Raw genomic sequence first — 24,304 nt, forward strand, 5'->3', positions numbered from 1 at the left:
GCGTCTCCCAGTCGTCAGACCGGGCCGGTGGAGCGACTTACTGGTCGACCCAGATGCCGTCGAGGATCGGCATCCCGTGGTTGGCATCGTTCAGCACGTTGTGCACCTTGGTGCCGAACGTGAAGTTGCCCTTGTCCCAATACCACGGCAGGACGGGGACGTAGTCGGTCAGGAGCATCTTGTCGAACTTGCCCCACTCGGCGCCCTGGTCGGCGATCTTGAGCTTCTGGATCCGCGCCATCTCAGCATCGAGCTTCGGGTCGGAGAGGTTGCCCCAGTTGGTCCCACCCGTCGAGAGCTGGGTCGAGGACACGGTGGGTGGGAAGATCGAGTCCGCGGACGGCCAGTCGAAGCACCAACCGCCGGCGGGCGACTGGCCCATGTTGGTCGGGGCGTCGGGCTTCGACACGAGCTTGCGGCGCTCCTTGTTCGGCACCCCGAGGTCCTTGACGGTGAAACCAGCCGCCTGGAGCTTGGTCTTGCGGATCTGGTTGATCGTCTGGGCCTTGTTGCTTGGGTCGTCGTTCGTGTAGTAGTAGGAGAGTTCGAAATTCTCCTTGCCTGCGGCCTTGAGCATCTCCTTGGCCTTGGCCTGGTCACCGTTGCCCTTGCCATCGAGGCCGGGGACCGTGAAGTCGAGCCAGCCCGGGATCTGCGGTGGGATCAGGCTGTGCGCTGGCGTCTGCGACACCTCGGTCCCGCCGTTGGCCTTGTTGATGTCATCCCACGGGTAGGCGACCGCGAGGGCCTTGCGGACCTCAAGGGGCATCTTGCGGGTGTCGAGGTTGACGGCGACGGTGCACGACGACGGCCCGCTGACGAACTGCTTCGCCTTTGCGCCGGTGACCTGGTCGATCAGGGAGGAGTCGACGCCGTCCCAGTTGAGGCTCGTGGCGTCGACGCCGTTGCTCGCGAGGATCGCCGTCTGGGTCTTGACCTCGTCGACGCCGAACTTGAAGTCGTAGCCGTCGAGGTACTGGGTGCGGGCCGGGTCGCTCGAGGCGTCCCAGTTGGGGTTCTTGACCAGCTTGAGCTCGGAACCCTGGGTGAACGACTCGATCATGTAGGGACCCGTGGAGAGCGCCTTCGCGCCGTAGGACGTGTCCTTGGTGTCCTTCGCCTCCGGGATGGGCGAGACCTGGGTGAAGGTCGTGAAGTAGGGGAGGGTCTCCCACTGCTTCTCGAGGTGGAACACCACGGTCGAGTCGTCGGTGGCCTCCACGCCGCCGAAGGTGTCACCGGACTTGAACGGGCCCTTGTAGTCGGCGCCGCCCTTGAGGAAGTCGACCTGGTAGGTCGGACCGGTGTCGGTGAAGGCGAAGGAGCGCTTCACGGCATACGCGACGTCCTTGGCGGAGACCGCCGAGCCGTCGCTGTACTTGATGCCCGGCTTGAGCTTGAAGGTCCAGGTGAGGCCGTCGGCGGAGACCTGACCGAGGTCGGTCGCGAGGTCGGGCACGAGCACCTGCTTGCCGTCGCGCTGGACGAACTGGGTCAGCGACCGCATCGTCAGGCGGGTCATGATGATGCCGGTGTCCTGGTAGAACTGCGCGCTGGGGTCCATGTCGGCCGGCGTCGTGGAGTAGGGGACGGTCAGGGTGCCGCCCTTCTTGGCGCCCGCCACCTCGGGAGCGGGCCCCTTGGCGTTGGGGTCGAGCGACGCGGCGGCGGTGTCGACTGCGCCCCCCTGGGTGCTGTTGCCCGACGAGCCGCTCGCGTTGTTGGCCGGTGCAGAACACGCTGCAACGAGGCCGATTGACGCAGCAGCTCCCACGGCGAGGACGTGAGTCCAGCGCATATGTGATCCTCTTTCATCTGCAGTCCCGACGACGTGTGGTCGGGAGCTTCGTGACGGTGGCGGGAATCCGCTACCGACGGGTGTTGGGGTCGAAGGCGTCGCGGATCGCCTCGCCGAGCAGGCTCAGGGCCAGGACGAGGATGGCGATCGAGGCGACGGGCGGCCACAGGAAGAGCGGGTAGGCCGCGTAGGTGTTCTGGGCCAGGGCGACGGTCCGCCCCCAGGACGCAGTGGGCTCGACGAGCCCGGCGCCGAGGAAGGACAGCGTTGCCTCGGCGGTGATGTAGGCCGGGACGGCGATCGACGCGGAGACGATGATCGGGCCGACGAGGTTGGGCAGGATCTCGCGGAAGAGGATCTGCCGGGTCGGCACGCCGATGACTTTGGCGGCCTGGACGAACTCCCGCTCCCGCAGCGAGAAGACCTCGCCGCGGATGAGCCGGGCGAGCCCGATCCACCCGAAGAAGATGAGCACCCCGATGAGCACGGCGAAGCGCACGGTGGATGTCTGCTCCGACGTGAGGATCTGGCCTCCGCCGACGCGGTTCGTGACGATCGGGACGAGCGCGATGACCAACAGCAGGTAGGGCAGGCTCAGCAGCAGGTCGATGACCCAGCTGATCACCTTGTCGACGACGCCGCCGAGATAACCCGCGAGGAGTCCGAAGATGATGCCGAACATGGTGGAGGCGATGGCGGCCACGAAGCCGATGACCAGTGATGGTCGGGAGCCATAGGCCCAGAGGGCGAAGAGGTCACGGCCGGTGCGTGGCTCGACGCCGAACCAGTGGTCGGCCGTCGCGCTGATCAGCGGCAGGGAGTTGCGTGCAGAGATCAGGTCGGAGTGATAGGCGTTGAGCGTCTCGCCCTCCAGCGCGACGAGCAGCGGAGCGAAGACCGCCACGAGGACGAAGAAGACGAGGACGGCGAAGCAGCTGGTGGCGAGTCTGTCGTGCCGCAGTCGCTCCCATGCGATCTGCGACGGGGACCTGCCAGAGCGGTGGTCGTCACCCGTGATGCCGGGATCCGGCTCGAGGGCTGTCCCGATGCTGTCGGTCACCACCACCGAGGGTCCAAGCGACAAGATCGACTCTCCGTCCTGGTTGGGGAGGCTGGCTACTGCGTCGGGGACTGGCTGGCTACTGCGTCGGGAACTGGTCGTCTCCTTGGCCGTCAGGGCTGGTCATGCAGCCCGCGTGAGTCGCACCCTGACACACAAATGTCGGTGTTGAGCGGATACGTGGCCCTAGCGATGACAAATCGTTACCGGGTAGGGCGTCACGACACGTATTTGTGACGTTGACGGTGGCGTGGCGCTGTGACGTGGATGGTGAGATGTGGACGCCGTCCTGGGCACTCCTCAGTGACCCCGCAGGCGGTCCTTGAGCCACGCGAGGCGCACCGAGAGCCGCTCCTCGAACCCGCGACCGGTGGGCCGGTAGTACTCGGTCGTGCCGGCCAGATCGTCGGGCAGGTACTGCTGGGCGACGACGCCGTCCTCGCCGTCGTGCGCGTAGCGGTAGCCGTCGCCGTGCCCCAGCCGAGCGGCCCCGGCATACCCGCTCCCCCGCAGGTGGACCGGCACGGGCCCGCCCTTGCCCGCCCTGACGTCAGCGATGGCCTCGTTGATGCCGAGGTAGGCGGCGTTGGACTTCGGCGCGAGCGCGTTGTGGACGACCGCCTGGCCGAGGATGATCCGCGCTTCAGGCATGCCGATCTGGGCCACGGCGTGCATCGCCGCGACTGCCGTCTGCAGCGCAGTGGGGTCGCCCATGCCGACGTCCTCGCTCGCCGCGATGACGATGCGGCGGGCGATGAACCGGGGGTCCTCCCCCGCCTCGAGCATCCGCGCGAGGTAGTGCAGCGACGCGTCGACGTCGCTGCCGCGCATCGACTTGATCAACGCGCTCGCGACGTCGTAGTGCTGGTCACCGGCGCGGTCGTAGCGCACGGCTGCCTGGGCCACCGCCTGCTCCACCTGCGCCAGACTGATCTGCAGGGGAGCATCGGTATGCCGTCCGGCCGGCTCGGCGTCCACGGCCACCCCGGCGGCCGCCTCGAGCGACGTCAGGGCCCGCCGCGCGTCCCCGCCCGCCATCCGGACGATGTGCTGGCGGCCGTCGTCGGTCAGGGTGTGCTCGCCGGCCAGCCCGCGCGGGTCCACGAGGGCGGCGTCGACGACCTCGACGACCTCCTCGTCGGAGAGGGGCCCGAGGGTGACGAGCACCGAGCGCGACAGCAGCGGCGAGATGATGCTGAAGGACGGGTTCTCCGTCGTCGCGGCGACGAGGATGACCAGCCGGTTCTCGACCGCCGGCAGCAGGGCGTCCTGCTGCGCCTTGGTGAAGCGGTGGATCTCGTCGAGGAAGAGCACCGTCTGCCGACCGTAGAGGTCGCGGTCCCTTGTCGCGGCGTCCATGACCGCTCGCACGTCCTTGACGCCGGCGGTGACCGCCGAGAGCTCGACGAACCGCCGCTCGGCAGCGGTCGCGACGAGGTGGGCAAGGGTCGTCTTGCCCGTGCCGGGGGGGCCCCAGATGATCGCCGACAGCGGACCGGCGGTGCCGCCGCTGCCCTCGATGAGACGCCGCAGCGGACTGCCCGGCCGCAGGGCGCTGGCCTGGCCGCGCACCTCGGCCAGGGTGCGCGGACGCATCCGCACGGCGAGCGGCGGGACGCCCGCACCGGACGGGTCCGGCGTGCCCTCGGTGCGGGCCGCCGCGAACAGGTCCTCGCCACCGACCTCGCTCATCGCGCCGACCGTCCTCACCTGGGTCCTGCGGGTCCGGGCGGGCATCCGTGCACGCGCCCCACGGTGCAGGCTATCCGCAGCCGGGGCCCGGTCCGGGACCGAGCGGGACGGCGTGCGAGGCTGGCCCGGTGCCCGACAGCGTCCCCACCCGCGTGACGCGACTTGCCCGGCTGGGCGCGACGTCCGCACGCCACCCCTGGCGGTTCATCGCCACCTGGGCCGTGCTGAGCGTCGTCGCCTTCGCGGTGGCCGTCGGCGGGGTGACGGGCGAGTCCCTCTTCGAGCGGTTGCAGTCCGGCTCGCCCTCGGGCCCCGGTGAGGCCCGGGCGGGCAGCGACCTGCTCAGCCGTTCCGAGCCGACGCTCGAGACCCTGATGCTCCAGGTCCGCGGCGCCGACCTGGTCTCCCCGGACGGGCAGCGGGCGGCCGCCGCCGTCCAGGCCGCCGCCGCCACGGCCACCTTGGCCACGATCCCCGGGGTGGGCTCCGTGACGTCGCCCCTGCTGCTGCCCGAGGGGGTCACGAACCCCCAGTCGGTCCCCCTGCTCTCCGGGGGCACCCCGACTGCGGGCGGCTTCATCACCGTGGCCCAGTTCAGGCCGGGCCTGACCAAGACGGAGCAGGCCGCCGCCGACGCGGCCATCCGCTCGTCCTTCGACGGCATCGTCGCGGCCCTGCCCGGCGCCACCGGCGAGGTCGGCGGGGTCACGCCGCTCGTCGACGCCATCACCTCGCAGGTCGAGACCGACCTGCGGGCCGGGGAGGGCATCGCCCTGCCCTTCTCCTTCATCCTGATGGTCTTCGTCTTCGGTGGCTTCGTCGCGGCCGGCATGCCGATCATCGGCGCCGTCACCGCGATCGGTGGCGCGCTCGCGTCGCTCTTCGCCTTCTCCCACGTGATCAGCCTCGACGCCAGCGTCGTCAACGTCGTCACCCTCCTCGGGCTCGGTCTCTCGATCGACTACGGCCTGCTCACCGTGAGCCGGTTCCGCGAGGAGCTTGCCGTCATCGGCGCGGCTGACCACGACCATCGGCGGCACCGCTTCAGCCGTGAGGAGGTCGTGACGGCGACGTCCCGCACGGTCGCCACTGCCGGGCGGACCGTGCTCTTCTCGGGGCTGACCGTGGCCATCGCGCTGGCCGGCCTGCTCATCTTCGACGCGGAGATCATGCGGGCCATCGGCGCGGCCGGGGTCTCGGTCGTCCTCGTGGCGCTCGTCGTCGACCTCACGCTCATCCCTGCCCTGTGTGCCGTCGGCGCCCGTCGCCTCGTCACCCGCGGTCGGGGTGACGCGCCGGACCGAGGGGTCTTCTCCCGGCTCGCGAGCATCGTCCAGGCCCGGCCGGTGACGATCATCGTCGTTACGCTGGCTGCGCTGACCGCCCTGGCCTGGCCGGCGACGTCGATGCGGCTCACCTCGTCCGGGGCCGGGCTGTTGCCGGTGACCTCCCCCGAGCGGGTCTTCTTCGAGCGGCTTGCGCGGGACTACCCGCAACTGAGTGCGCCCAACGTCACCGTCGTTGCCCGCGCGCCGCTGTCCGAGGCGCAGGCGTGGGCGAACTCAACGGTCGCGGCCCTGCCGGGTGTGCAGCAGGCGATGGCTCGTGCCGTGACACCCGATCTCAGCGCCGTCGCGATCCGGGTCAGCGGGGGGCAGGAGGGGCCGCAGACCGAGGACGTCATCACGGCGATCCGGTCCGACCGGCCGGCCTTCGAGACGTTCGTTACCGGACCGGCGGCCGACCAGCGCGACTTCCTCTCGGGGATGGCCGTCCGCGCCCCGTATGCCGCGGGCCTCGTCGTCCTCGGGACGTTCGTGCTGCTGTTCCTCATGACCGGCTCGGTTGTCATCCCCTTGAAGGCCCTGCTGCTCAACGTCGTCTCGCTCGGAGCCGCGCTCGGGGTCCTTGTGCTGGTCTTCCAGGACGGCCACCTCGAAGGACTCGTGGACTTCACCTCCGTGGGGGCGATCGAGTCCCTGATCCCCTTCCTGGCGTTGGCCTTCGGGTTCGGGCTGTCGATGGACTACGAGGTCTTCCTCCTCGCCCGCATCGCGGAGCTCTATCGCCAGGGGCTGCCCAACGACCAGAGCGTCGCACTCGGGCTGCAGCGCTCCGGACGCATCATCACCTCGGCAGCGCTGCTCGTCATGATCGTCTTCGCCGGGTTCGCCGCCGGAAAACTGTTGGTGATCAAGGAGATCGGCGTCGCCCTCGTCGCTGCGGTGGCGCTCGACGCGACCCTGGTCCGGATGCTCCTCGTGCCCGCGACGATGACCCTGCTCGGCCGGTGGAACTGGTGGGCGCCCCCTCCCCTGCGGCGCTGGCACGAGCGACACGGCATCGCCGAGTGACCGGGATGACGCCCCCACCCGACGGACTGATCGAGGGACAGGGACGCGACGGGCGCGTCGCAGCCAGGGGTCAGCCGGTTTGTCCGCCACGACGCCTTCGTGGACGACCGACCCCACCTGGTATGCCGTGCCCGGCGCCGTCGGCTCCTCCGGCAGCAGCCTCTCCGGTCACCTTTCCTGGACCCTTCTCGGTGAGCGATTCGCGAACGCGAAGGCAAAGGCGCAGCGTGCGCTCTCCGAGAGCGACGTGGGAGCCCCCTTTGGGGCATTCGCAGACGACCTGCTCGTCGCCGATCTGGGTATCGGCCGATGCGGTACAACGGCGTGCTACCAGAGCGTCGGCACCGACGAGGAGCACCGGCGGCGCGGGCTGGCGTCGCACCTCCTCGGCGTTGCCGCTCGGTGGGCCGCTGACCAAGGCTGCGACCGATGGGTCATCGTCACCGAAGCCACCAACCCGGCCGGACGCGTCTACCGCAGCGTGGGCTTCGAGCCAGACGTCGGCAGCGTCCTGGCGTACCGCAAGCCGCCCCGGTAGGGCACGCCCCAGCAGATGAGCCATCACTGCGTCGGATCCGATGACCTAACCGACAACGCACTCATAGGCGCGGATAGTGCGCTCTTGATGCACCGATGACGGATCGTCATCTGGCACTTTGCGGCGACCGCCGTGCGTCGGGGGCGCCGCGCCGATCGGTGCCGCAGGCCGTTCGGTGAACGGTCCCCGTGCTTCGGAGGTGTCGGCGGGTGACGCCGGAGCGGGCTCGTCAGGGCAGTTGCGTGTGCGAGGCTGGGGACATGGCTAACGAGGCGGTGGACATCACCGAGAGGCTGTCGTTGTTCTCCGAGCACTGGTCGCCGAAGGTGGTGGCCCGACTCAACGACTACGAGATCAAGGTCGTGAAGGTCAAGGGTGAGTTCGTCTGGCACACCCACGACGACACGGATGAGCTGTTCATCGTCGTTGCTGGTGATCTGACCATTCAGCTGCGCGATGGCGACGTGAGGCTCAGCGCCGGCCAGTTGTTCGTCGTACCGCGAGGTGTCGAGCACTGCCCGGTCGCGGATGGGGAAGTCCACGCACTGCTCATTGAGCCCACGGGTGTCGTCAACACTGGCAATGCGGGTGGCGCCTTGACCGCTGCCTACGACGACTCGCTGGCGTAGCTCGCGGCGGTGTCCGACGTCCCGCAGCAGGTTGCCAACGGGGACGCCCGGCCAACGACGAAAACTACCGAATCTGCCGGCGTAAGGAGGCCGGATCAGTCGGAGATGGTCGTCAGGAGATCGTCGAACATCCGGTCGAGCGCACCAACGCCGATGGACAGGTGGCCCTCGGCCTGCTGCAGTCGCGGCGTCGCGCCGGGGATGTGCGCGGCGAGCCATTGTCCATGGGCGAACGGCACCATCAGGTCCTCGCTGCCTTGCCACACGAAGGCGGGCACGGCGATCTCGGCCAGGCTGAAGCCCCACGGCGCGACGAAGGCGAGATCGTCGTCGACCCACCCGTCCACGCCAGTACGTAATCCCTCGGCGAAGTTGGCTGCCAGATCTTCGCCGAACTCAGCAGTCAGGACCGCGCGATCGACGTCGGGCAGCAGCGTAGCCATCCCCTCGATCAGGCCGGCTGCATCGGTGTTGCGCAGACCCACGGCCTCCGCTTCATTGCTGGGCCGGATCGCCTCCTCGCCCTGGAGCGCCAGGCCGAACTCGTCGATGTTCTGCTCGCCCATACCCTCGAGAAAGTTCAAGCCCTCCGCGTCATAAGGCGCGACGCCGGCGATGCAGAGGATGCCGGCGACCTGCTCGGGGAGGCGGGCGCCGGTCGCCAATGCATGCGGGCCGCCTCCGGACCAGCCGGCGACGAGACAGCGTGGGGTGCCGAGGTGCGCGAGCACGGCAGCGACGTCGGCCACAGCGTCGACGACCCTGCGCCCGGGCTGTCGCGTCGAGGCCCCGTAACCAGGGCGCGAGAACGTCACCAGCCGCAAACCCCGCTCGTGGGCTGCCCGCTGGATCGCTCGGAATTGGCGTACCGAGCCCGGAGTGCCGTGATGGAAGACCAGAGGTATGCCGTCTTCCGGCCCGGACACGTCCAGGTCGAGGGATCGTCCGTCAGACAGGTCGATGATCGTCATGTCCGCGATCGTGCCATGGACCGAGCGTCAACGTCCTCACATAGTTACTCAGTCCGTGCGTTCGATAGGGGATCCGTATGCGGTCACACTCCAGGTCCCTGTCGAGGATGAGCGCCCGGGCGTTCAGGCGGTCACGATGTCGGCGACGGGCATGTCGTGGAGGCGCCGGTCGGTCGTCACCAGATGACAGCCAAGCATGGTGGCGAGTTCGACATAGAGTGCGTCTGCCAGGCGCAGCCGGTGACGTCGTACCCAGGCGCCGAGGAGGAGGTCGTTGATCGCGTGCCACGTGATTGGCGCCGACGTCAACAGGGCCAGCTTGGTCTCGACGTCATCCGCATCGAGGTCGCCGGCCCGATGCAATCGTCCAAGCGCGGAAAGAACCTCGGCGTCGACGTGGGCCGGAGCGTGGAGATGGTGTCCCGCGACACGTCGGCCGACCGCCTGGCCCAACTCGTTGGCCAGCAAGAGATCGACCAGCGCCGACGCATCCACCACGAGCTCACCCATGCCGGGTCGGCGGCTCGTCGCGGATTTCGTCTAGCGCTTCCAGAGCTCGGTCGTGCGTCACGGCGCCGATTGACGTCAACCGCAGCGTTGACAGCCAGGAATCAGTCGAGCGCGCGGCGAGGGTCCGCCGAACCGCATCCTGCGTGACGGCAGAGAGGTTGAGACCAGCCTCTTTGGCCTGAGCCGCGAGTTCGTCGGGCAAGTACACGTTCAACCGAGTCATAACACACACTATACACACTTGATGGTGAGGATCGTTTCCGTTGCGCGAGAGTCGCGTGTTTCTTCCAGCCGGGCTACACCTTGATGGCCCGACTGGCTGAGCGTGCTCGCCCCCCTGGGCCTACAGACCGGCCGGGAGGTGTCCTGCTCGAGCTCGACGCCAAGGATTTCGCGCAGCCAAGGTCAGCTGAAGGTCCAGCGGGTGCGAACCGCCCACCATCACCGGCAGCGTCCGCAAGCTGGAGCCCGCAGGTTCGTCGTCCGCCGCCCGTCACCGACCGACGGCCGGGTCACCATGTGGCGGAGCTCAGCGATCTGGGTGCAAGCCCTGATACCTAGGCTCAAGGAGGCTGGCAGCAGCTCGCCGAGCAAACCGTCGCCGGCCTCACCTCGACCCCGCTCGATCAGCTCACCGATGTGCTTATCGACGTCGCAGCGGGCCGAACGGGCCACCGACACGCACGCTGCTTGCGCCGCTGTGGCACAAGATGACGTCGCCGTCCCGCAGCAGGTTCGCTTGCGGGACGGCGCCGCTCGTGCGGCGGCTGAGACCACCTCGTCAAGTTCGGCGACGGTCTGGGCGCGATCCTCGGGCGCCGTGGCATATCTGAGCCGTAACCAGTCAGCGCGGTGCACAAGCCCCTGAGCTGGTCCGGGGGTTGTCGTTCGGGTCGGTCGCGAACCGGTACGAACGCTACCGGCTCGACTACCCCGACGAGTCGGTCGACGCGGTGTTGCAGTGGCCGGACGACCCCTTCGTTCCGCGCTCGAGGTCGGTGCCGGTACCGGGAAGGCGACCCGCCTGTTCGCCTCGCGAGGCATCGAGGGTCACCGCCCTCGAACCCGACGCGGAGATGGCCCACGTGCTCGAGCGAACGACTTGCGGATATCGGGTGGAGCCGGTGGTGACCACCATCGAAGAATTCGGAACTGCTCGCCACTTCGACATGTGTATGCGGCGGCGGCCTGGCACTGGACCGACCCGGCGCGCAGATTGTCCGCGCCGTCGAGATGCTCGTTCCCGGAGGTGTGCTGGCACTGTTCGGCATGCCGGCCGAGCTCAAGGACCCGGATCTGTTCGCAGCCGTCGACGAGATCGAAAAGCAGGTGCTGCCCGACGACAATCCAGCCGTTGTCTACCCGTGGTCGGTCCACGACATGGCGTTGGAGCACGGCCCGATCGATGTCGCGCGGAGCGACATGCCTTGTGTCCGTGACGACGGCTGCCGCGGACTTCGTGGATCGACTGGCCACCGTCTCGGCGCTTACCTCATGCTGAGCCCTCAAGCACGTGCCGACGCCCTGCACTGAGTCCGCGCGGTGCTCCCCGACCGCTTCGACATCGACGCCACGGTGCGACTGTCCCCGGCTCGACGGGCCTGACCGCCGCCCGAGACCTGCGGGCTTCCACGTTTCATGTCCGGGGGGCATCCGGACGCGCGACGCTGTACACCGGGGCACGCGGGGCCGGAAAGACCGTCATCCTGAACGCGGTCGAGGACCGCGCGAAGGAACGCGGCCTGTCGTCGTGCAGTACACCCGCCCCCGAGTTCGCGCGGCTGGCCCGCCGCTACGCCAGCGCCGGGATGCCGTCAGAGAGATGGGCCGCCACCGGGACGTGCGCGGGAGGTCGTGACGCGCCTTGACGGCCGAGGGCGACACTCAGCTGTTCTGGAGGTCGGTGACCGCGCGGGTCAGCCATTCAGTCATCAGGGCCCGTTCGGCATCGGTAAGTGTCGCCAGGTGGGGGACGACGGTCGCGAACGCGATGGTGAGCGCGGCGGTGCCGGATCCTGACGGGGCGGGGACATCGAGGAGGATCGCTCGAGCGACCGAGTCGAACATCGACTTCTCGAATGCAGGATCACGCTCGTGGGCCGGCTTCGACAGGATCGCCAGGATGGTGCCGTTGCCGGCGGCGTGGAACATCTCGGTCGCGCGCTGCTCATCGACCCGCAGCATTCCGGCAGCGGCGAGTCGATGCATCCGTGCACGCAGGACCCGTTGGCCGGCGCCGATGGCAGGTGACTGCCGGCTTCGCGTCTGCGCGTTGAGCAGGACATACAACTCGGCGTTGGCGAGCCCGAACGCGACGTGCCTCAGCCAGCCGCTGCGCAGATCGGCACCGAGGTCAGCGTCCGGCGCCCCGAGTCGGTCGGGTTTCGCGGCGACGTAGGTCTGCATGACGTGCTCGGCCACAGCATCGAGCAGCCCGTCCTTGTCGCCGAACAGTCGATAGATCGTGGGGGCCTGCACGTCGGCCGCGTGCGCGACGGCTCGCGTGGTGACCCCGGCCATCCCCTGCTCACGCAACAGGCGGGCGGCCGCGCCGACGATCGTCGCCCGCGTGTCCGCCCGAGCCCCTGTCGCCGCCACCTCGGTCACGACCCAACGATAACAGCAGACTGTTAGCATCGCCAATTCGATGATACGCTAAACATGTTTCCAACGATAGGGTGTCGATGCTCATTGTGACCGGAGCCACCGGGCGCCTTGGTTCCCAGATCGTCGATCGACTCCTCGAGCGCGTCCATGCAGACGAGGTCGGCGTAAGCGTTCGCGACGTCGGCAAGGCCGCGGCTCTCGCCGAGCGGGGGGTGCGGGTGCGCGGCGGCGACTTCACCGATCCGCCCACCCTGGCGGCAGCGTTCGAGGGCGCCGATCAGGTCCTTGTCGTGTCGGCCGCCATCCGCGGTGGCAGCGCGTTCGAGGCCAACCGCGCAGCGATCGACGCGGCCAGCGCCGCCGGGGCGCGACGCATCCTCTACACCAGCCACCAGGCCGCGTCACAGGACTCGCTGTTCCCCCCACAACAGGTGCACGCCGCGACTGAGCAGTACCTGACGCAACTCGGCATATCGTTCACCGCCCTGCGCAACGGCTTCTACGCCAGCACGCTCGGCATGTACCTCGGTGACGCGTTCACGACCGGCACCATCGTCCTGCCGGAGGACGGGCCGGTGTCGTGGACGGCGCACTCCGACCTGGCCGAGGTCGCCGCCATCGCGCTGAGCGACGAGAGTGCGCTCGACGGCGTCACCCCGCCACTCACCGCACCGGACATGCTCGACTTTGCAGCGGTCGCCGACCTCATCAGCGACATCACCGGGCGCCCCATCACCCGCGTGGTCGCCGACGATGCGGAGTGGACGGCCTCAGCGATCGAACGCGGCATGCCTCCGCAGGCCGCTGACTTCTCCCTCGGCATGTTCCGCGCCGCCCGCCGAAACGAGTTCGCTGTCACCGGACCGACGCTGGCGACGATCATTGGGCACCCGCCCACATCGGTGCGCACCATCCTCGAGAACCTTGCAGCCCCAGCGTAGAAGATCTTGAGGACAGCCCCAGCACGGCCCGGCGAGCGGCGCCGTGGCGCGGCGCGGCTGGGTCCACTGCCTTGCCGCTCCAGCGAGCTCTGACGGTCAGTCCCGCGGGTCGCCTGGCGTCCGCTCATCGTCGGCGGCATTGGGCTTGGCGTCGACGCCCGCGTCCCGGCGCTGCTCCGGGGTGATCGGCGCCGGCGCGCCGGTCAGCGGGTCGAACCCGCCACCGGACTTGGGAAAGGCGATGACCTCGCGGATCGAGTCCATCCCGGACAGGAGGGCGCAGATCCGGTCCCAGCCGAAGGCGATGCCACCGTGGGGCGGAGCCCCGAAGGCGAAGGCGTCGAGCAGGAACCCGAACTTCTCCTGGGCGTCCTGCTCGGACAGGCCCATCACCGCGAAGACCCGCTCCTGGATCTCGCGGCGATGGATACGGATCGAGCCGCCGCCGATCTCGTTGCCGTTGCACACCATGTCGTAGGCGTAGGCGAGCGCCTCTCCCGGCGTGGTGTCGAAGGTGTCCTCGAACTCCTGCTTGGGCGACGTGAAGGCGTGGTGAACGGCGGTCCAGGCGCCGGAGCCGACGGCGACGTCACCCGCGGCGACGGCCTCACTGGCCGGCTCGAAGAGCGGGGCGTCGAGGACCCAGAGAAAGCTCCAGGTGCCCTCGTCGACGAGCCCGCAGCGCGTGCCGATCTCGAGCCGGGCCGCGCCGAGCAGACCGCGCATCGGCTTGGTCGCGCCGGCACCGAAGAAGATGCAGTCGCCGGCCAGCGCCCCGACGTGCGCCGCGAGCCCGGACCGCTCCGCGTCCGTGAGGTTCTTGGCCACCGGTCCGCCCAGCTCGCCGTCCTCGCCGACAAGCACGTAGGCCAGGCCCTTGGCGCCGCGCTGTTTGGCCCACTCCTGCCAGGCGTCGAGCTGCTTGCGGGGCTGCGACGCGCCGCCGGGCATGACGACGGCGCCGACGTAGTCCTGCCGGAAGACGCGGAACGTGGTCTCGGAGAAGAACTCCGTGCAGTCGGTCAGCTCCTGGGCGAAGCGCACATCGGGCTTGTCGCTGCCGTAGCGGGCCATCGCGTCGGCATACGTCAGCTGTGGGAACGGTGTCGGCAGCTCCACCCCGATCAGCCGCCACAGGGACACCGCGATCTCCTCGGCGAGCGTGATGACGTCGGCCTGCTCGACAAAGCTCATCTCGACGTCGAGCTGGGTGAACTCCGGCTGCCGGTCGGCGCGGAAGTCCTCATCCCGATAGCAGCGGGCGATCTGGTAGTAGCGCTCCATGCCCGCGACCATCAGCAGCTGCTTGAACAGCTGGGGGCTCTGCGGCAGGGCATACCAGGACCCCGGCTGCAGGCGTGCGGGCACGATGAAGTCCCGGGCGCCCTCCGGCGTCGAACGGGTCATCGTCGGAGTCTCGATCTCCACGAAGTCGTGCCCCGCCAGGACCGTCCGCGCCGCGGCGTTGACCTTCGACCGCAACCGGATCGCGTCGCCCGGCGCGGCCCGCCGCAGGTCGAGGTATCGGTACTTCAGCCGGGCCTCCTCGCCCACCGTGATCCGCTCGTCGATCTGGAACGGCAGCGCGGCGCTGGGGTTGAGCACCTCGAGCCGCGCCGCGACGACCTCGATCTCGCCGGTCGGCAGGTCGGTGTTGGCGTTGCCCTCGGGACGCGCCCGCACCTCGCCGGTGACCCGCACGCAGTACTCGTTGCGCAGGTCGTGGGCCTCACCCTGGGCGAGGACCTCGTCACGCACGACGACCTGCGAGACGCCCGACGCGTCGCGCAGGTCGAGGAACGCCACTCCACCATGATCGCGCCTGCGGGCGACCCAGCCCGCGAGCGTGACGGTCTGGCCGGAGTGGTCGGCGCGCAGGGTGCCGGCCTCGTGAGTGCGGAGCACGGAGGATCCTTCTGGTGGGTGGAGGGGGCCTGTGCCGGGCCCCGGTCGGGCGGACGGCCCGCCCATCCTACGGACTCGTGCGGGGGCCCTTCGACTCCATTACTCCCCGGCCGCGGGCCCGGTGGGCCCGGTGGGTCGCCAGGTCGACGACCGCCGCACCGCGACGACCAGCGCCCGCGCGAGCATCCAGCGGGCCCGGAGGATGACCCGCAGGCTGCGCCAGTGCAGCGGGGTCTGGTTGGCGTCGTGCAGCCGCCGGGTCACCGAGGGGGGCTCCAGGTGGGTCATCTGCCGGTGGGTGTTGCCGACCAGCGCGAACCAGAGGTCGTGCGACTCGTCCACCCAGGCGGGGATGGGCAGTGCGGACGACAGGATGTCGCGGCGCAGCCCCATCGCGCACCCGGTGTAGCACCGCACTCCGATCATCGTGGCCACGACGTTGGCCACGTGACGCGTCGAGTCGCTCGCCCGCAACGGCCAGCGCGGGGGCTTCAGCGGCTCCCCGAGGACGGCGACGCTGGTGGCGACGACCGCCGTCGACGCGAGGGCGTCGAGCATCGCCTCGAGGCGGCCGGGGACCCACACGTCGTCCTGGTCGGAGAGCAGCACGAACGCCCCGCGACTCAGGGTCATCGCCCGCTCGAACGCCCGGACGTAGCCAACGTTGATCTCGTTTCGCACCAGCCGGATCCGCGGGTCCCCGATGGCTTCGACGACGGCAACCGTCTCGTCCGTGCTGGCGTCGTCGACGACGACGACCTCGTCGTGCGCCCCGAGCTGCTCGAGGATCGAGGCGAGCTGTTCCCCGATGTGGGCGCCCCCGTCGTGCGCGGCCAGGCAGACGCTCGCCCGCACGGTCGGCGCGTCAGGCATCCGCGCTCGCGGCCGGCTCCCCGTCGACCGCCCGGTATGCCGGGTGCCAGGGCCAGGGCTCGTCGCGCCCCCGCAGTGTGGCCCAGCCCCGTTGCTTCGCACCCCAGGCCGCCATGATGCCGACCACGGCGCCGGGGTTGTGCACCCGGCCAGCCAGCACCGCGGCATACGCGTCGTCGAGCGGCACCCAGAGCCCACGGATCCCGGCCTCCTCGCCGCTGCGGGCGAACCCGTCGCCGCCGGCCGCCCGCACGTCGCGCGCGACGAAGACCCGCAGGACCTCGGAGAGGCCGCCGGGGGAGGAACAGAAGTCGATGAGGACGTCCCAGCGACCGGCGAGGAGGTCGACCTCCTCGAGCAGCTCCCGCGCGGCCGCCTCCCACGGGGGCTCCCCCGCGACGTCGAGCAGGCCGGCAGGCAGCTCCCACTCGGTGGCGCGGATCGGGTGGCGATACTGCCGGATCATCACGACGTGGTCGACGCCGTCGATGACCCTGAGCCCGACGACGACGACGGCGCCCGGGTGGTCGATGTACTCCCGCTTGACCGACCCGGCGTCCCCGAGGTCGACGGTGTCACGTCGCACGTCCCAGACCAGTCCGCGGTAGACGACCTCCGATGCCGTGACCGGTCGCCCGCCGACCTCGTCAACGAGGTCCTCGAAGGACCCGGTGGGCAGCTCCACCTCAACGCGAGGTGGCCGGGACGGACGCCTCGCCGACGGCCTCGACGTCCTCGACGGCCCCGTCGTCCCCGTCGAGACGCGCCCGGGGACGTTCGACCTCGACGAGCCGCTCCCCCCGCTGTCGCTCGAGGGCGGCCCCGACGAGTCCGGCGAAGAGCGGGTGCGCCCGGTGCGGCCGGGAGAGGAACTCGGGGTGGGCCTGGGTCGAGACGTAGTAGGGGTGCACGTCCGCGGGCAGCTCGACGAACTCGACCAGCTCGCGGTCCGGGGACAGCCCGGAGAAGACCAGTCCGGCGTCCTCCAGCTGCTGGCGGTAGCTGTTGTTGACCTCGTAGCGATGCCGGTGGCGTTCCTGGACCTCGCGCTGCCCGTAGGTCCGGGCGACGACGCTGCCCTCGGCCAGCAGCGCCGGGTAGAGGCCGAGCCGCATCGTGCCGCCGAGGTCGCCCGCGCCCTCGACGAAGGCCTTCTGCTCCTCCATCGTGGCGATCACCGGGTCCGAGGTGTCCGGGTCGAACTCGGACGACGACGCCCCGGTGATGCCGGCGACGTTGCGGGCGAACTCGATGACCATGCACTGCAGGCCGAGGCAGATGCCCAGGGTCGGGATCTGACGCTCACGGGCCCACTTCAGCGCCCCGAGCTTGCCCTCGATGCCGCGGACACCGAAGCCACCGGGGACGAGGACCGCGTCCACGCCACCAAGGGCCCGCTGGGCTCCCGCGTCGCTGCGGCAGTCGTCGCTGGCGACCCAGCGGATGTTGACCTTCGCGTTGTGCTGGAAGCCCCCGGCCCGCATCGCCTCGGTGATCGAGAGGTAGGCGTCCGGGAGGTCGATGTACTTGCCGACCAGGGCGATCTCGACGTCGTGCTCCGGGTCGTGGACCCGCTGGAGCATCAGGTCCCAGTCGTGCCAGTCGACGTCGCGGAAGTTCAGCCCCAACCGCCGGATGACGTAGGCGTCGAGTCCCGCGCGGTGGAGGACCTTGGGGATGTCGTAGATGCTCGGTGCGTCGGCGGCGGTGGCCACGGCTTCCACGTCGACGTCGCACATCAGCGAGATCTTGCGCTTGATGCCCTCGGGGATCTCGCGGTCAGCACGCAGGACGAGCCCGTCGGGCTGGATACCGACCTGGCGCAGGGCGGCGACGGAGTGCTGCGTCGGCTTGGTCTTGAGCTCGCCGCTGGGCGCGAGGTACGGCACGAGCGAGACGTGCAGGAAGAAGACGTTATCGCGGCCGATCTCGTGACGCACCTGACGGGCCGCCTCGAGGAACGGAAGCGACTCGATGTCGCCGACGGTCCCGCCGACCTCGGTGATGATGACGTCGGGCGCGTCCGGACGTCCGGTGGCCAGCTGGCGCATCCGCGCCTTGATCTCGTTGGTGATGTGGGGGATGACCTGGACGGTGTCGCCGAGGTATTCGCCGCGGCGCTCCTTGGCGATGACCTCGCTGTAGATCTGGCCGGTGGTGACGTTGGCCGAGCCCACGAGGTCGACGTCGAGGAAGCGCTCGTAGTGCCCGACGTCGAGGTCGGTCTCGGCGCCGTCGCCCGTGACGAAGACCTCGCCGTGCTGGAACGGGTTCATCGTCCCCGGGTCCACGTTGAGGTAGGGATCCAGCTTCTGCATCGTCACCCGCAGGCCACGCGCCCGAAGCAGGTGGCCGAGGCTCGAGGCCGTCAGCCCCTTGCCGAGAGAGGAGACAACGCCTCCGGTTACAAAGATGTGTTTCGTCTGCTCCGCCACGGGGTTGCAGTCTACTGTGACCCGGCGTCGGGCGCATACCAGGACACCCAGCGGATGGCCGTGGCCTCCCCGTCGGGCCAGGTCCGGGCCTGCTCACGACCGCGCCGGGACAGCCCGGCGCGCCGCTCCGGGTCGCCCAGGAGGTCCTCGACGGCCCGGGCCAGGGCATCGGCCCGGGCGACCGGGACGAGCACACCCGCCGCGCCGACCAGGTCGCGCAGCCCGCCCACGTCCGTCGCCACGACCGGGGTCCCCGCCGCCATGGCCTCCTGGACGACCAGGGCTCGGGCCTCCCAGACGCTGGGCAGGACGAGGATCGTCGCAGCCCGCAGCCATGAGGCAACGTCCGCGCTCGGGCCGACGAACGCGACCCCGGTGCCGAGCGCAGCATCCTCGAGCCGCCCCAGCAGGGCCCGGTCCCCGTCACCCACCACCGCCCAGACCACGGGCGTGCGCAGCGCCGCGGCGGCCGCGACGAGGACGTCGAGGGACTTCTGCGGGGCGACCCGCGAGATCGTCAGGACGAGCGGGAGCGAACCGTCGGCCCTGGGCAGGAGCGTGGCGGCCAGCGCCGCGCGATCGCCTTCGGACGGGAGCGGTTGGTCCAGGAGCCCGGGCACCCGGGGCGACGGCACGGGAGCGAGCTCGACCACGCGGGCGCCCAGGGCCACGGCGACATCGACGAGGTCGCTGCTCGCGCCCGTGACGAGGTCCGCCGACCGCACGACGAGGCCCTCGACCCCGGTGGCCAGCCGGGCCCGCGCGCCGCGGACGGGCACCGAGCCGGGCACGGTCACCGCGCCGGGCACGGAGCCGGACAGGGAGCTGTGCAGGGCGTTGTGCAGGGACAGGACGGACCGGGGTCGACTCCGTCGTCCGACCAGGGAGCAGGCGAGCGAGCAGGCGACGAGCGTGCCCGCCCGCAGGCCGTGGGCGTGGACGACGTCGGCCCCGGCCAGCAGTCGGCGCACCCGCGGCAGCCAGCGCACCCCCTCGCGGCCGGCCGGCCACCAGCGCAACGCCTCGTCCCAGCCGAACCGCTGCGCCGTGAGCGGATCGGTGACGATGACGACGTCGTGCCCGAGCCGTCGCAGGTCGGCCGTCAGCTGCCCGACATGGGTGCCGATGCCCCCGGTGCTGCGGCCGACGACCATGACGATCCTCACGACCGCCTCCGCGCCCGGGTGACGGCCGCCCCGGCCGCCCCGGCCGTCTCCTTGTCGGCGAGGGCGACGACGGCCCCGGCCACGAGCATCGCCGACAGGCCCGCCACCAGCCCCTGCACCACGGCCGGGCCGAGTCCGTCCACGGTCCACACCGTTGTCAGACCCAGCCCGGTTGCCGCGGCGAGCCCCGCCGCGCCCACGGAGACGATCGTGGTCCGGCGTAGTCCGCCCACGGCCGCGCTGCCCCAGGAGCGGGCCGTGGCCGCGACGAGGTCGAGCGCCGCGATCGTCATGCCGACGGAGCTCGCGAGTCCGAGGACGACGAGAGCGTGCGCGGGGTCACTTCCCGGGAGGACGAGGACCAACGGCACGGAGCCGGCAACGAGCCATCCCGCGGCGACGGCCGAGCCGGCGAGCAGGGGCCGACCGCGGACGTAGAGGGCACGGGTGAGCAGGGCCGCGACGCACAGAGACGGCAGCCCGGGGGCGAAGGCGAGCACCGCGTCGGGCATCGCCGCGAGCACCTCGCCGCCGGCGTTGGTCGACCGCCCGGCATCGAGGTTCGCGAAGAACTCGCCGATCGGTCGCGACACAGCGGCAAGCACGCCCGCTCCCACGGCCCCGAGCAGGAGTACGGCCCGCAGGCTGCGCGCCAGCACCGGGACGGCCGCGTCGTGCTCGGAGCCCGCCGCACCCCGGGCCGAGGCGGAGGTGGCCCCGTCCATCGTGGCGAGCGCCGGGAAGGTGGAGATCGCGAGCGGCACGGCGAGCACGGCATACGGGAGCAGGTAGACCGCCTGGACGTAGGTGTGGACGTTGAGGACCCCGGCCCCCGAACGGTTGGTGACGACGATCGTCGCGACGAGGGCGTACTGCTGGGCGAGCAGCGCGAGGATCCCCGCGCCCGCGAGGTGGCGGATCCGCGCGGCTGCGCCGGGCGGGAAGCCCAGGGTTGGGCGCAACCGGATCCCCGTGCGCCACAACGGGATCACGAGGGGAAGGCTGAGCATGACGACGCCGAGGGTGGTGCCGCCCGCGAGGGCGAGGGTCGCGGAGCCGGGGACGTCCGCGATGGACGTCGTCCCTGCCGCGAGGTGTCCGTAGGCCGCGTAGCTCGCGATGACGACGAGGCTCGACAGCAGCGGTGCCAGCGCCGCCGCGAGGAACCGGCGGTGGGCCTGGAGCACCCCGCCGAGCACGATACCGATGCCGTAGAGCAGCACCTGGGGGGCGAACAACCGCAACAGGTATGCCGCGAGCTCACCTCCCCCCGGACACTCCCCCTCGTCGACGAGCCAGCGTCCGATCGGCCCGGCGAGCAGTGCGAGCAGGATCGTTGCCGGCGCGAGGAGGGTGACCGTCCAGGTGAGGAGCGCAGACCCGATCCGGTCGGCCTCGGCCGGTCGGCCCCGGCCGATCGCCCCCGCGACAAGGGGCACCGCGACCGCGGCGAGGGCGCCGCCCGCCGCCACCTCGAAGAGGACGTTGGGCAGGCTGTTGGCGGCCTGGTAGACCGTGCCGACGCAGGTCGCGCCGACGGACCTGGAGAACTCCAGCCAGCGGGCGAACCCGACGATCCGGGCCGCGAGGGTGACGAGGGCGATGAGTCCCGCCGCGGCGGCGATCCCGCGCCCCGTCCCGCGGTGCGCGCGTCCGGTCGATCCTGGTCCGGTCGATCCTGGTCCGGTCGATCCTGGTCCGGTCGATCCGCGTCCGGTCACGCCGCGTCCGGTCACGCAGGGACCTCAGGTGCCGCCCTCGTCGCCCGCCCCCACGCGTCGACCTCACGCAGCCCCGGCGTCGACTCGATCACCGCGGTGAAGCTGACCTTCTCCGAGACCAGGGTCAGGCTCGTGAGGACGGCGAGGGCGACGAGCCGGCCGCGACCACCGAGTCGTTCGATGAGCGCGACGCCGATGAGCGCGCCGGCGGCGTTCGCCCCGGTGTCCCCCAGCATCGAGACGCCCGCCAGGTCGCCCGGAAGTGCCGCTGCGGCGGCGCCCGCCGCCGCCGGCGCGGTCCGGGAGCCCCACAGCGCCAGCGGGCCGCTGAGGAGCAGGGTGGCCTTGAGGGCGCGGCCCGGGCGCAGGTCGAGGAGGTTGACCAGGTTGGCACTCCCCGCGACGACGGCACCTCCCACGACGAGGTCGAGGACGCCACGCAGCACCCCGGCTGGCTCGACCGCGGGCCGTACCGCGCGCAGCCACGCGGGTCGCGGCGGGACGGGGCGGCCGTCGCCCCGACGGGGCGCTTGCGCGCCGGCGAGCGCCGCCGCGGCGACGCCGGTGGCGGCGAGCCCGACGATCTTGACCGCGCCGGTCGTCACCCGACCGTGGGCCAGCGCCGAGAGGTGGCCCGACAGGCCCTTGCTGGTGGCGTCGCCGGCCAGGTCGTCGAGGGCCCCGAGGGCCCCTGCTCCGAGCGCCGCCAGCGCTCCCGCGAGCGACCCGCCCGCCACAGCGCCGGCCGCGGCACCCAGGACGAGCGAGGGACCTTCGAGGAGGGTGACGGTTCGGCCGGCGTGGTTGGTCCGGGTCCACCGGTCGGCGCCGCCGGGCGGTGACGACCCGAGGATGCGTGAGATCGCCGCGGTCCCGACCCCGGCGACCACCGCAGCGCACAACGCCCGGACACCCGTCCCGGCCCTCACCGGGATGGAGGCACGACGGCCTGCGCGTCCGAGGAGATCCCGAAGTGCCCCGTCGACCCGAGGCGCTGACGCGCCAGCGCGAGGACGATGACGCCGGCGCCGGTCATCGTGTCGGCGTGGTCCACCGTCGAGACCGCCTTGGACGCCTGCCCGTTCTTGCGGATCACGGTCACGAGGCTCGTCGTCTGCTCCTGCCCGACGGCCGTCGAGGGCGGGCCGGTGGCCGCGACGAGTCCCGCGGACTGCGTGTCCAGCGCCGTGGCGAGGCTCAGCAGGGTGCTGGACTGCGCGGTGACCGCCTCGGTGGTCCCGGCGATCGGTCCGGTGAGCATGACGGCGAGGTCGGCGCGCTGCAGGTCGCTCTGGCTGTAGTCGATGAACCCCGCGTCCTTGACCTTCCTCAGGGCGTCGGCGCCGGCGCCGAGTGGCTGCCCGGAGCCGCTGCCCGGCTGCCCGGAACCGCTGCGTGGGTGGACGAGCACCGTGGCGAGGACGTCCGCGAGCAGCGCGTCCCCTGTGTCACCGGTGGTGAGGCCGAGGACGGGAGCGACCTCGCTCGCGCTGGTGGCGCGCTCGCCGGCCTTGCCCGGGTCCCGGTAGTCGTCCTTGAGGGTGACGATGGTCGTGATCCTGGCGCCCCCCTGTGTCAGCGCCTGCTGCACGTCCTGCGAGAACCTGCCTGCCGCGTCGGGGCTGACCACGAGCGCCACCGTCGCGTCACCGAGCGCTCCGGCGAGCGCCGTCGGCGCGACGAGCCCGGCATACTGCTCCTGCGCCTTGACGGTCTTGGTGGCGTCGTCGAGCTGGGTCCGCAGCGTGTCCTTCTCCTGGCGGAGCTGGCTGACCTGGTCGGTGAGCTGGGTGCCAATGCTCCCCTGCAGCGGCCCGGCGCCGAGGACGATGCCCACGGCGAGCGCCAGGAAGATCGAGACGATCGAGACAAGGTGGAACCGGAAGTCGATCACGTGACGAGCCCCACGATCCATGACGAGATGTCGTCCCAGCGGGCAGCAAGGACCTGCAGCAGGGTCCGGCCCGCCGGGGTCGAGGCGAGGGCGACGAAGAGGGCGAAGAGCCCGACCACGAGCATGCCGACGAGCGAACGGGTCGGGATGCGGGCCCGGTAGAGCTGGCTCACCCCCTTGGCGTCGACGAGCTTGCCCCCGACCCGGAGCCGGGTGAGGAACGTGCTGGCCATGCCGGACCGGCCCTTGTCCAGGAACTCGATGAGGGTGGCGTGGGTGCCGACGGCCACGATGAGCTGGGCGCCGCTGTCGTCCGCGAGCAGCATGGCGACGTCCTCGCTCGTCCCGGTCGCAGGGAAGAGCACGGGCTCGATCCCCAGCGCCCGGACCCGCTCGAGGCCCGGCGCCCGACCGTCCCGGTAGGCATGGACGACGATCTCGGCGCCGCAGCGCAGCGTCGAGTCCGTGACCGAGTCCATGTCGCCGACGATCAGGTCGGGCTGATGACCGGCCTCGACGAGGGCATCCGCCCCTCCGTCCACCCCGATCAGGACGGGACGGTACTCACGGATGTAAGAACGCAGCGTCTTCAGGTCCTCCGTGTAGTGGTAGCCGCGGACGACGATGAGGGCGTGGCGGCCGTCGATCTGCGTCGTGATGTCGGGGATCCCCACGCCGTCGAGGAGCAGTTCGCGCTCCTTGCGGAGGTATTCCATGGTGTTGCCGGCGAAGGCTTCGAGCTGCACGGCGAGGCCTGCCCGCGCCGCATCCATGGCCTCCCGCACCAGCTCCTTGGTCAGCACGGTGCCCGTGGCCACGACCGCGTCCCCGAGGAGCAGGGTGCCGGCATCCAGGTGCGCCCGGTCGCCGTCCCTGAGCACCGCCATCACGTCAGTTCCTACGTCGTCGACCAACGGCACGCCCGCGTCGAGGAGGATGCCCGGGCCGAGGTTGGGATAGCGGCCGGACGTGGATCTTGCCGCGTTGACCACCGCGACCGGGCGGCAGGCGACGAGAGCCTCGGCGCTGACCCGGTCGAGATCGAGGTGGTTGATGACGGCGATGTCACCCGGGCGCAGCCGCTTGGTGAGGTCCTTCGTGCGGGCGTCGATGCGCACCGGGCCGCCCAGGTCGTGGGGGTCCGGCTCCTGGGCGCGACGGCGCCGGAGCGAGAGGGACATGGTGATCCATCGTGCCACGCAGAGCACGG

21 protein-coding genes are annotated in these 24,304 nt (G+C 70.8%); 5 read left to right on the plus strand and 16 right to left on the minus strand.

The annotated features are described in order from the left end of the window. Positions 1-37: 37 nt before the first annotated feature. From ACLL9L_RS05760 to ACLL9L_RS05770, 3 genes are all read right to left on the minus strand, one after another. Positions 38-1,798: an ABC transporter substrate-binding protein gene (locus ACLL9L_RS05760; protein ID WP_411283683.1), complete on the minus strand. Its 1,761-nt coding sequence runs from the start codon at positions 1,796-1,798 to the stop codon at positions 38-40. Between the two features lie 70 nt (positions 1,799-1,868). After that, positions 1,869-2,858, minus strand: coding sequence for an ABC transporter permease (locus ACLL9L_RS05765; protein ID WP_411283684.1), 990 nt, complete (start codon positions 2,856-2,858; stop codon positions 1,869-1,871). A gap of 300 nt (positions 2,859-3,158) precedes the next feature. Continuing rightward, positions 3,159-4,550 carry a replication-associated recombination protein A gene (locus tag ACLL9L_RS05770; RefSeq protein ID WP_411283685.1) on the minus strand — a complete coding sequence of 464 codons (1,392 nt, stop codon included), beginning with the start codon at positions 4,548-4,550 and terminating at the stop codon, positions 3,159-3,161. Positions 4,551-4,678: 128 nt separating this feature from the next. Here ACLL9L_RS05770 and ACLL9L_RS05775 point away from each other — a divergent pair, with 128 nt between their 5' ends. From ACLL9L_RS05775 to ACLL9L_RS05785, 3 genes are all read left to right on the plus strand, one after another. Then, on the plus strand, positions 4,679-6,904 hold the full coding sequence (locus ACLL9L_RS05775) for an MMPL family transporter (protein ID WP_411283686.1): 2,226 nt from the start codon (positions 4,679-4,681) through the stop codon (positions 6,902-6,904). 79 nt (positions 6,905-6,983) lie between these two features. Next, the gene (locus ACLL9L_RS05780; RefSeq protein WP_411283687.1) at positions 6,984-7,442 is read left to right on the plus strand and encodes a GNAT family N-acetyltransferase; all 459 of its coding nucleotides are present in this window, start codon (positions 6,984-6,986) and stop codon (positions 7,440-7,442) included. Between the two features lie 209 nt (positions 7,443-7,651). Further along, positions 7,652-8,071: a cupin domain-containing protein gene (locus ACLL9L_RS05785; protein WP_411283688.1), complete on the plus strand. Its 420-nt coding sequence runs from the start codon at positions 7,652-7,654 to the stop codon at positions 8,069-8,071. A gap of 95 nt (positions 8,072-8,166) precedes the next feature. Here the strand turns inward: ACLL9L_RS05785 and ACLL9L_RS05790 are convergent, their stop codons facing one another. The 3 genes from ACLL9L_RS05790 to ACLL9L_RS05800 all read right to left on the minus strand — a co-directional run bounded on the left by ACLL9L_RS05790 (position 8,167) and on the right by ACLL9L_RS05800 (position 9,775). Then, a complete protein-coding gene (locus ACLL9L_RS05790; protein WP_411283689.1) occupies positions 8,167-9,042 on the minus strand; it encodes an alpha/beta fold hydrolase in 876 nt (291 codons plus the stop codon). Positions 9,043-9,165: 123 nt separating this feature from the next. After that, on the minus strand, positions 9,166-9,552 hold the full coding sequence (locus ACLL9L_RS05795; protein WP_411283690.1) for a type II toxin-antitoxin system VapC family toxin: 387 nt from the start codon (positions 9,550-9,552) through the stop codon (positions 9,166-9,168). After that, the gene (locus ACLL9L_RS05800; RefSeq protein ID WP_411283691.1) at positions 9,545-9,775 is read right to left on the minus strand and encodes a type II toxin-antitoxin system CcdA family antitoxin; all 231 of its coding nucleotides are present in this window, start codon (positions 9,773-9,775) and stop codon (positions 9,545-9,547) included. Before ACLL9L_RS05800 ends, ACLL9L_RS05795 begins: the two co-directional genes overlap by 8 nt. 1,028 nt (positions 9,776-10,803) lie before the next feature. Here ACLL9L_RS05800 and ACLL9L_RS05805 point away from each other — a divergent pair. Next, entirely contained in the window at positions 10,804-11,085 is a 282-nt protein-coding gene (locus ACLL9L_RS05805) for a hypothetical protein (protein ID WP_411283692.1), read from the plus strand. A 351-nt stretch (positions 11,086-11,436) separates the two neighbouring features. On the opposite strand, the gene ACLL9L_RS05810 is transcribed toward ACLL9L_RS05805, so the two are convergent. Then, a complete protein-coding gene (locus tag ACLL9L_RS05810) occupies positions 11,437-12,159 on the minus strand; it encodes a TetR/AcrR family transcriptional regulator (protein WP_411283693.1) in 723 nt (240 codons plus the stop codon). 77 nt (positions 12,160-12,236) lie between these two features. On the opposite strand from ACLL9L_RS05810, the gene ACLL9L_RS05815 reads away from it, so the two are divergent. Further along, positions 12,237-13,100: an NAD(P)H-binding protein gene (locus ACLL9L_RS05815; protein ID WP_411283694.1), complete on the plus strand. Its 864-nt coding sequence runs from the start codon at positions 12,237-12,239 to the stop codon at positions 13,098-13,100. 96 nt (positions 13,101-13,196) lie between these two features. Here the strand turns inward: ACLL9L_RS05815 and aspS are convergent, their stop codons facing one another. The 9 genes from aspS to steA all read right to left on the minus strand — a co-directional run bounded on the left by aspS (position 13,197) and on the right by steA (position 24,275). Then, positions 13,197-15,005, minus strand: coding sequence for an aspartate--tRNA ligase (gene aspS / locus ACLL9L_RS05820; protein WP_411283695.1), 1,809 nt, complete (start codon positions 15,003-15,005; stop codon positions 13,197-13,199). Positions 15,006-15,104: 99 nt separating this feature from the next. Then, a complete protein-coding gene (locus ACLL9L_RS05825) occupies positions 15,105-15,878 on the minus strand; it encodes a glycosyltransferase (protein WP_411283696.1) in 774 nt (257 codons plus the stop codon). After that, entirely contained in the window at positions 15,871-16,563 is a 693-nt protein-coding gene (locus ACLL9L_RS05830; RefSeq protein ID WP_411283697.1) for an NUDIX domain-containing protein, read from the minus strand. Before ACLL9L_RS05830 ends, ACLL9L_RS05825 begins: the two co-directional genes overlap by 8 nt. A 1-nt stretch (position 16,564) precedes the next feature. Beyond that, a complete protein-coding gene (locus ACLL9L_RS05835) occupies positions 16,565-18,313 on the minus strand; it encodes a CTP synthase (RefSeq protein ID WP_411283698.1) in 1,749 nt (582 codons plus the stop codon). A gap of 11 nt (positions 18,314-18,324) precedes the next feature. After that, positions 18,325-19,479 carry a glycosyltransferase family 4 protein gene (locus ACLL9L_RS05840; RefSeq protein ID WP_411283699.1) on the minus strand — a complete coding sequence of 385 codons (1,155 nt, stop codon included), beginning with the start codon at positions 19,477-19,479 and terminating at the stop codon, positions 18,325-18,327. After that, on the minus strand, positions 19,476-21,215 hold the full coding sequence (gene murJ / locus ACLL9L_RS05845) for a murein biosynthesis integral membrane protein MurJ (protein ID WP_411283700.1): 1,740 nt from the start codon (positions 21,213-21,215) through the stop codon (positions 19,476-19,478). Before murJ ends, ACLL9L_RS05840 begins: the two co-directional genes overlap by 4 nt. Next, a complete protein-coding gene (locus tag ACLL9L_RS05850) occupies positions 21,212-22,129 on the minus strand; it encodes a hypothetical protein (RefSeq protein WP_411283701.1) in 918 nt (305 codons plus the stop codon). Before ACLL9L_RS05850 ends, murJ begins: the two co-directional genes overlap by 4 nt. Further along, positions 22,126-23,094: a copper transporter gene (locus tag ACLL9L_RS05855; protein WP_411283702.1), complete on the minus strand. Its 969-nt coding sequence runs from the start codon at positions 23,092-23,094 to the stop codon at positions 22,126-22,128. The genes ACLL9L_RS05850 and ACLL9L_RS05855 overlap by 4 nt, the downstream gene beginning before the upstream one ends. Then, a complete protein-coding gene (steA, locus tag ACLL9L_RS05860; RefSeq protein ID WP_411283703.1) occupies positions 23,091-24,275 on the minus strand; it encodes a putative cytokinetic ring protein SteA in 1,185 nt (394 codons plus the stop codon). Before steA ends, ACLL9L_RS05855 begins: the two co-directional genes overlap by 4 nt. Positions 24,276-24,304 lie beyond the last annotated feature (29 nt).

Source organism: Lapillicoccus sp., from assembly GCF_046595215.1.
Taxonomy (GTDB): Bacteria; Actinomycetota; Actinomycetes; order Actinomycetales; family Dermatophilaceae; genus Lapillicoccus.

Coding starts and splice junctions, on each gene's coding strand:
- ACLL9L_RS05770 (WP_411283685.1), bottom strand. CDS start 4,550: ATGAGCGAGGTCGGTGGCGAGGACCTGTTCGCGGCGGCCCGCACCGAG.
- ACLL9L_RS05800 (WP_411283691.1), bottom strand. CDS start 9,775: ATGACTCGGTTGAACGTGTACTTGCCCGACGAACTCGCGGCTCAGGCC.
- ACLL9L_RS05825 (WP_411283696.1), bottom strand. CDS start 15,878: ATGCCTGACGCGCCGACCGTGCGGGCGAGCGTCTGCCTGGCCGCGCAC.
- ACLL9L_RS05760 (WP_411283683.1), bottom strand. CDS start 1,798: ATGCGCTGGACTCACGTCCTCGCCGTGGGAGCTGCTGCGTCAATCGGC.
- steA (WP_411283703.1), bottom strand. CDS start 24,275: ATGTCCCTCTCGCTCCGGCGCCGTCGCGCCCAGGAGCCGGACCCCCAC.
- ACLL9L_RS05790 (WP_411283689.1), bottom strand. CDS start 9,042: ATGACGATCATCGACCTGTCTGACGGACGATCCCTCGACCTGGACGTG.
- ACLL9L_RS05815 (WP_411283694.1), top strand. CDS start 12,237: ATGCTCATTGTGACCGGAGCCACCGGGCGCCTTGGTTCCCAGATCGTC.
- ACLL9L_RS05795 (WP_411283690.1), bottom strand. CDS start 9,552: ATGGGTGAGCTCGTGGTGGATGCGTCGGCGCTGGTCGATCTCTTGCTG.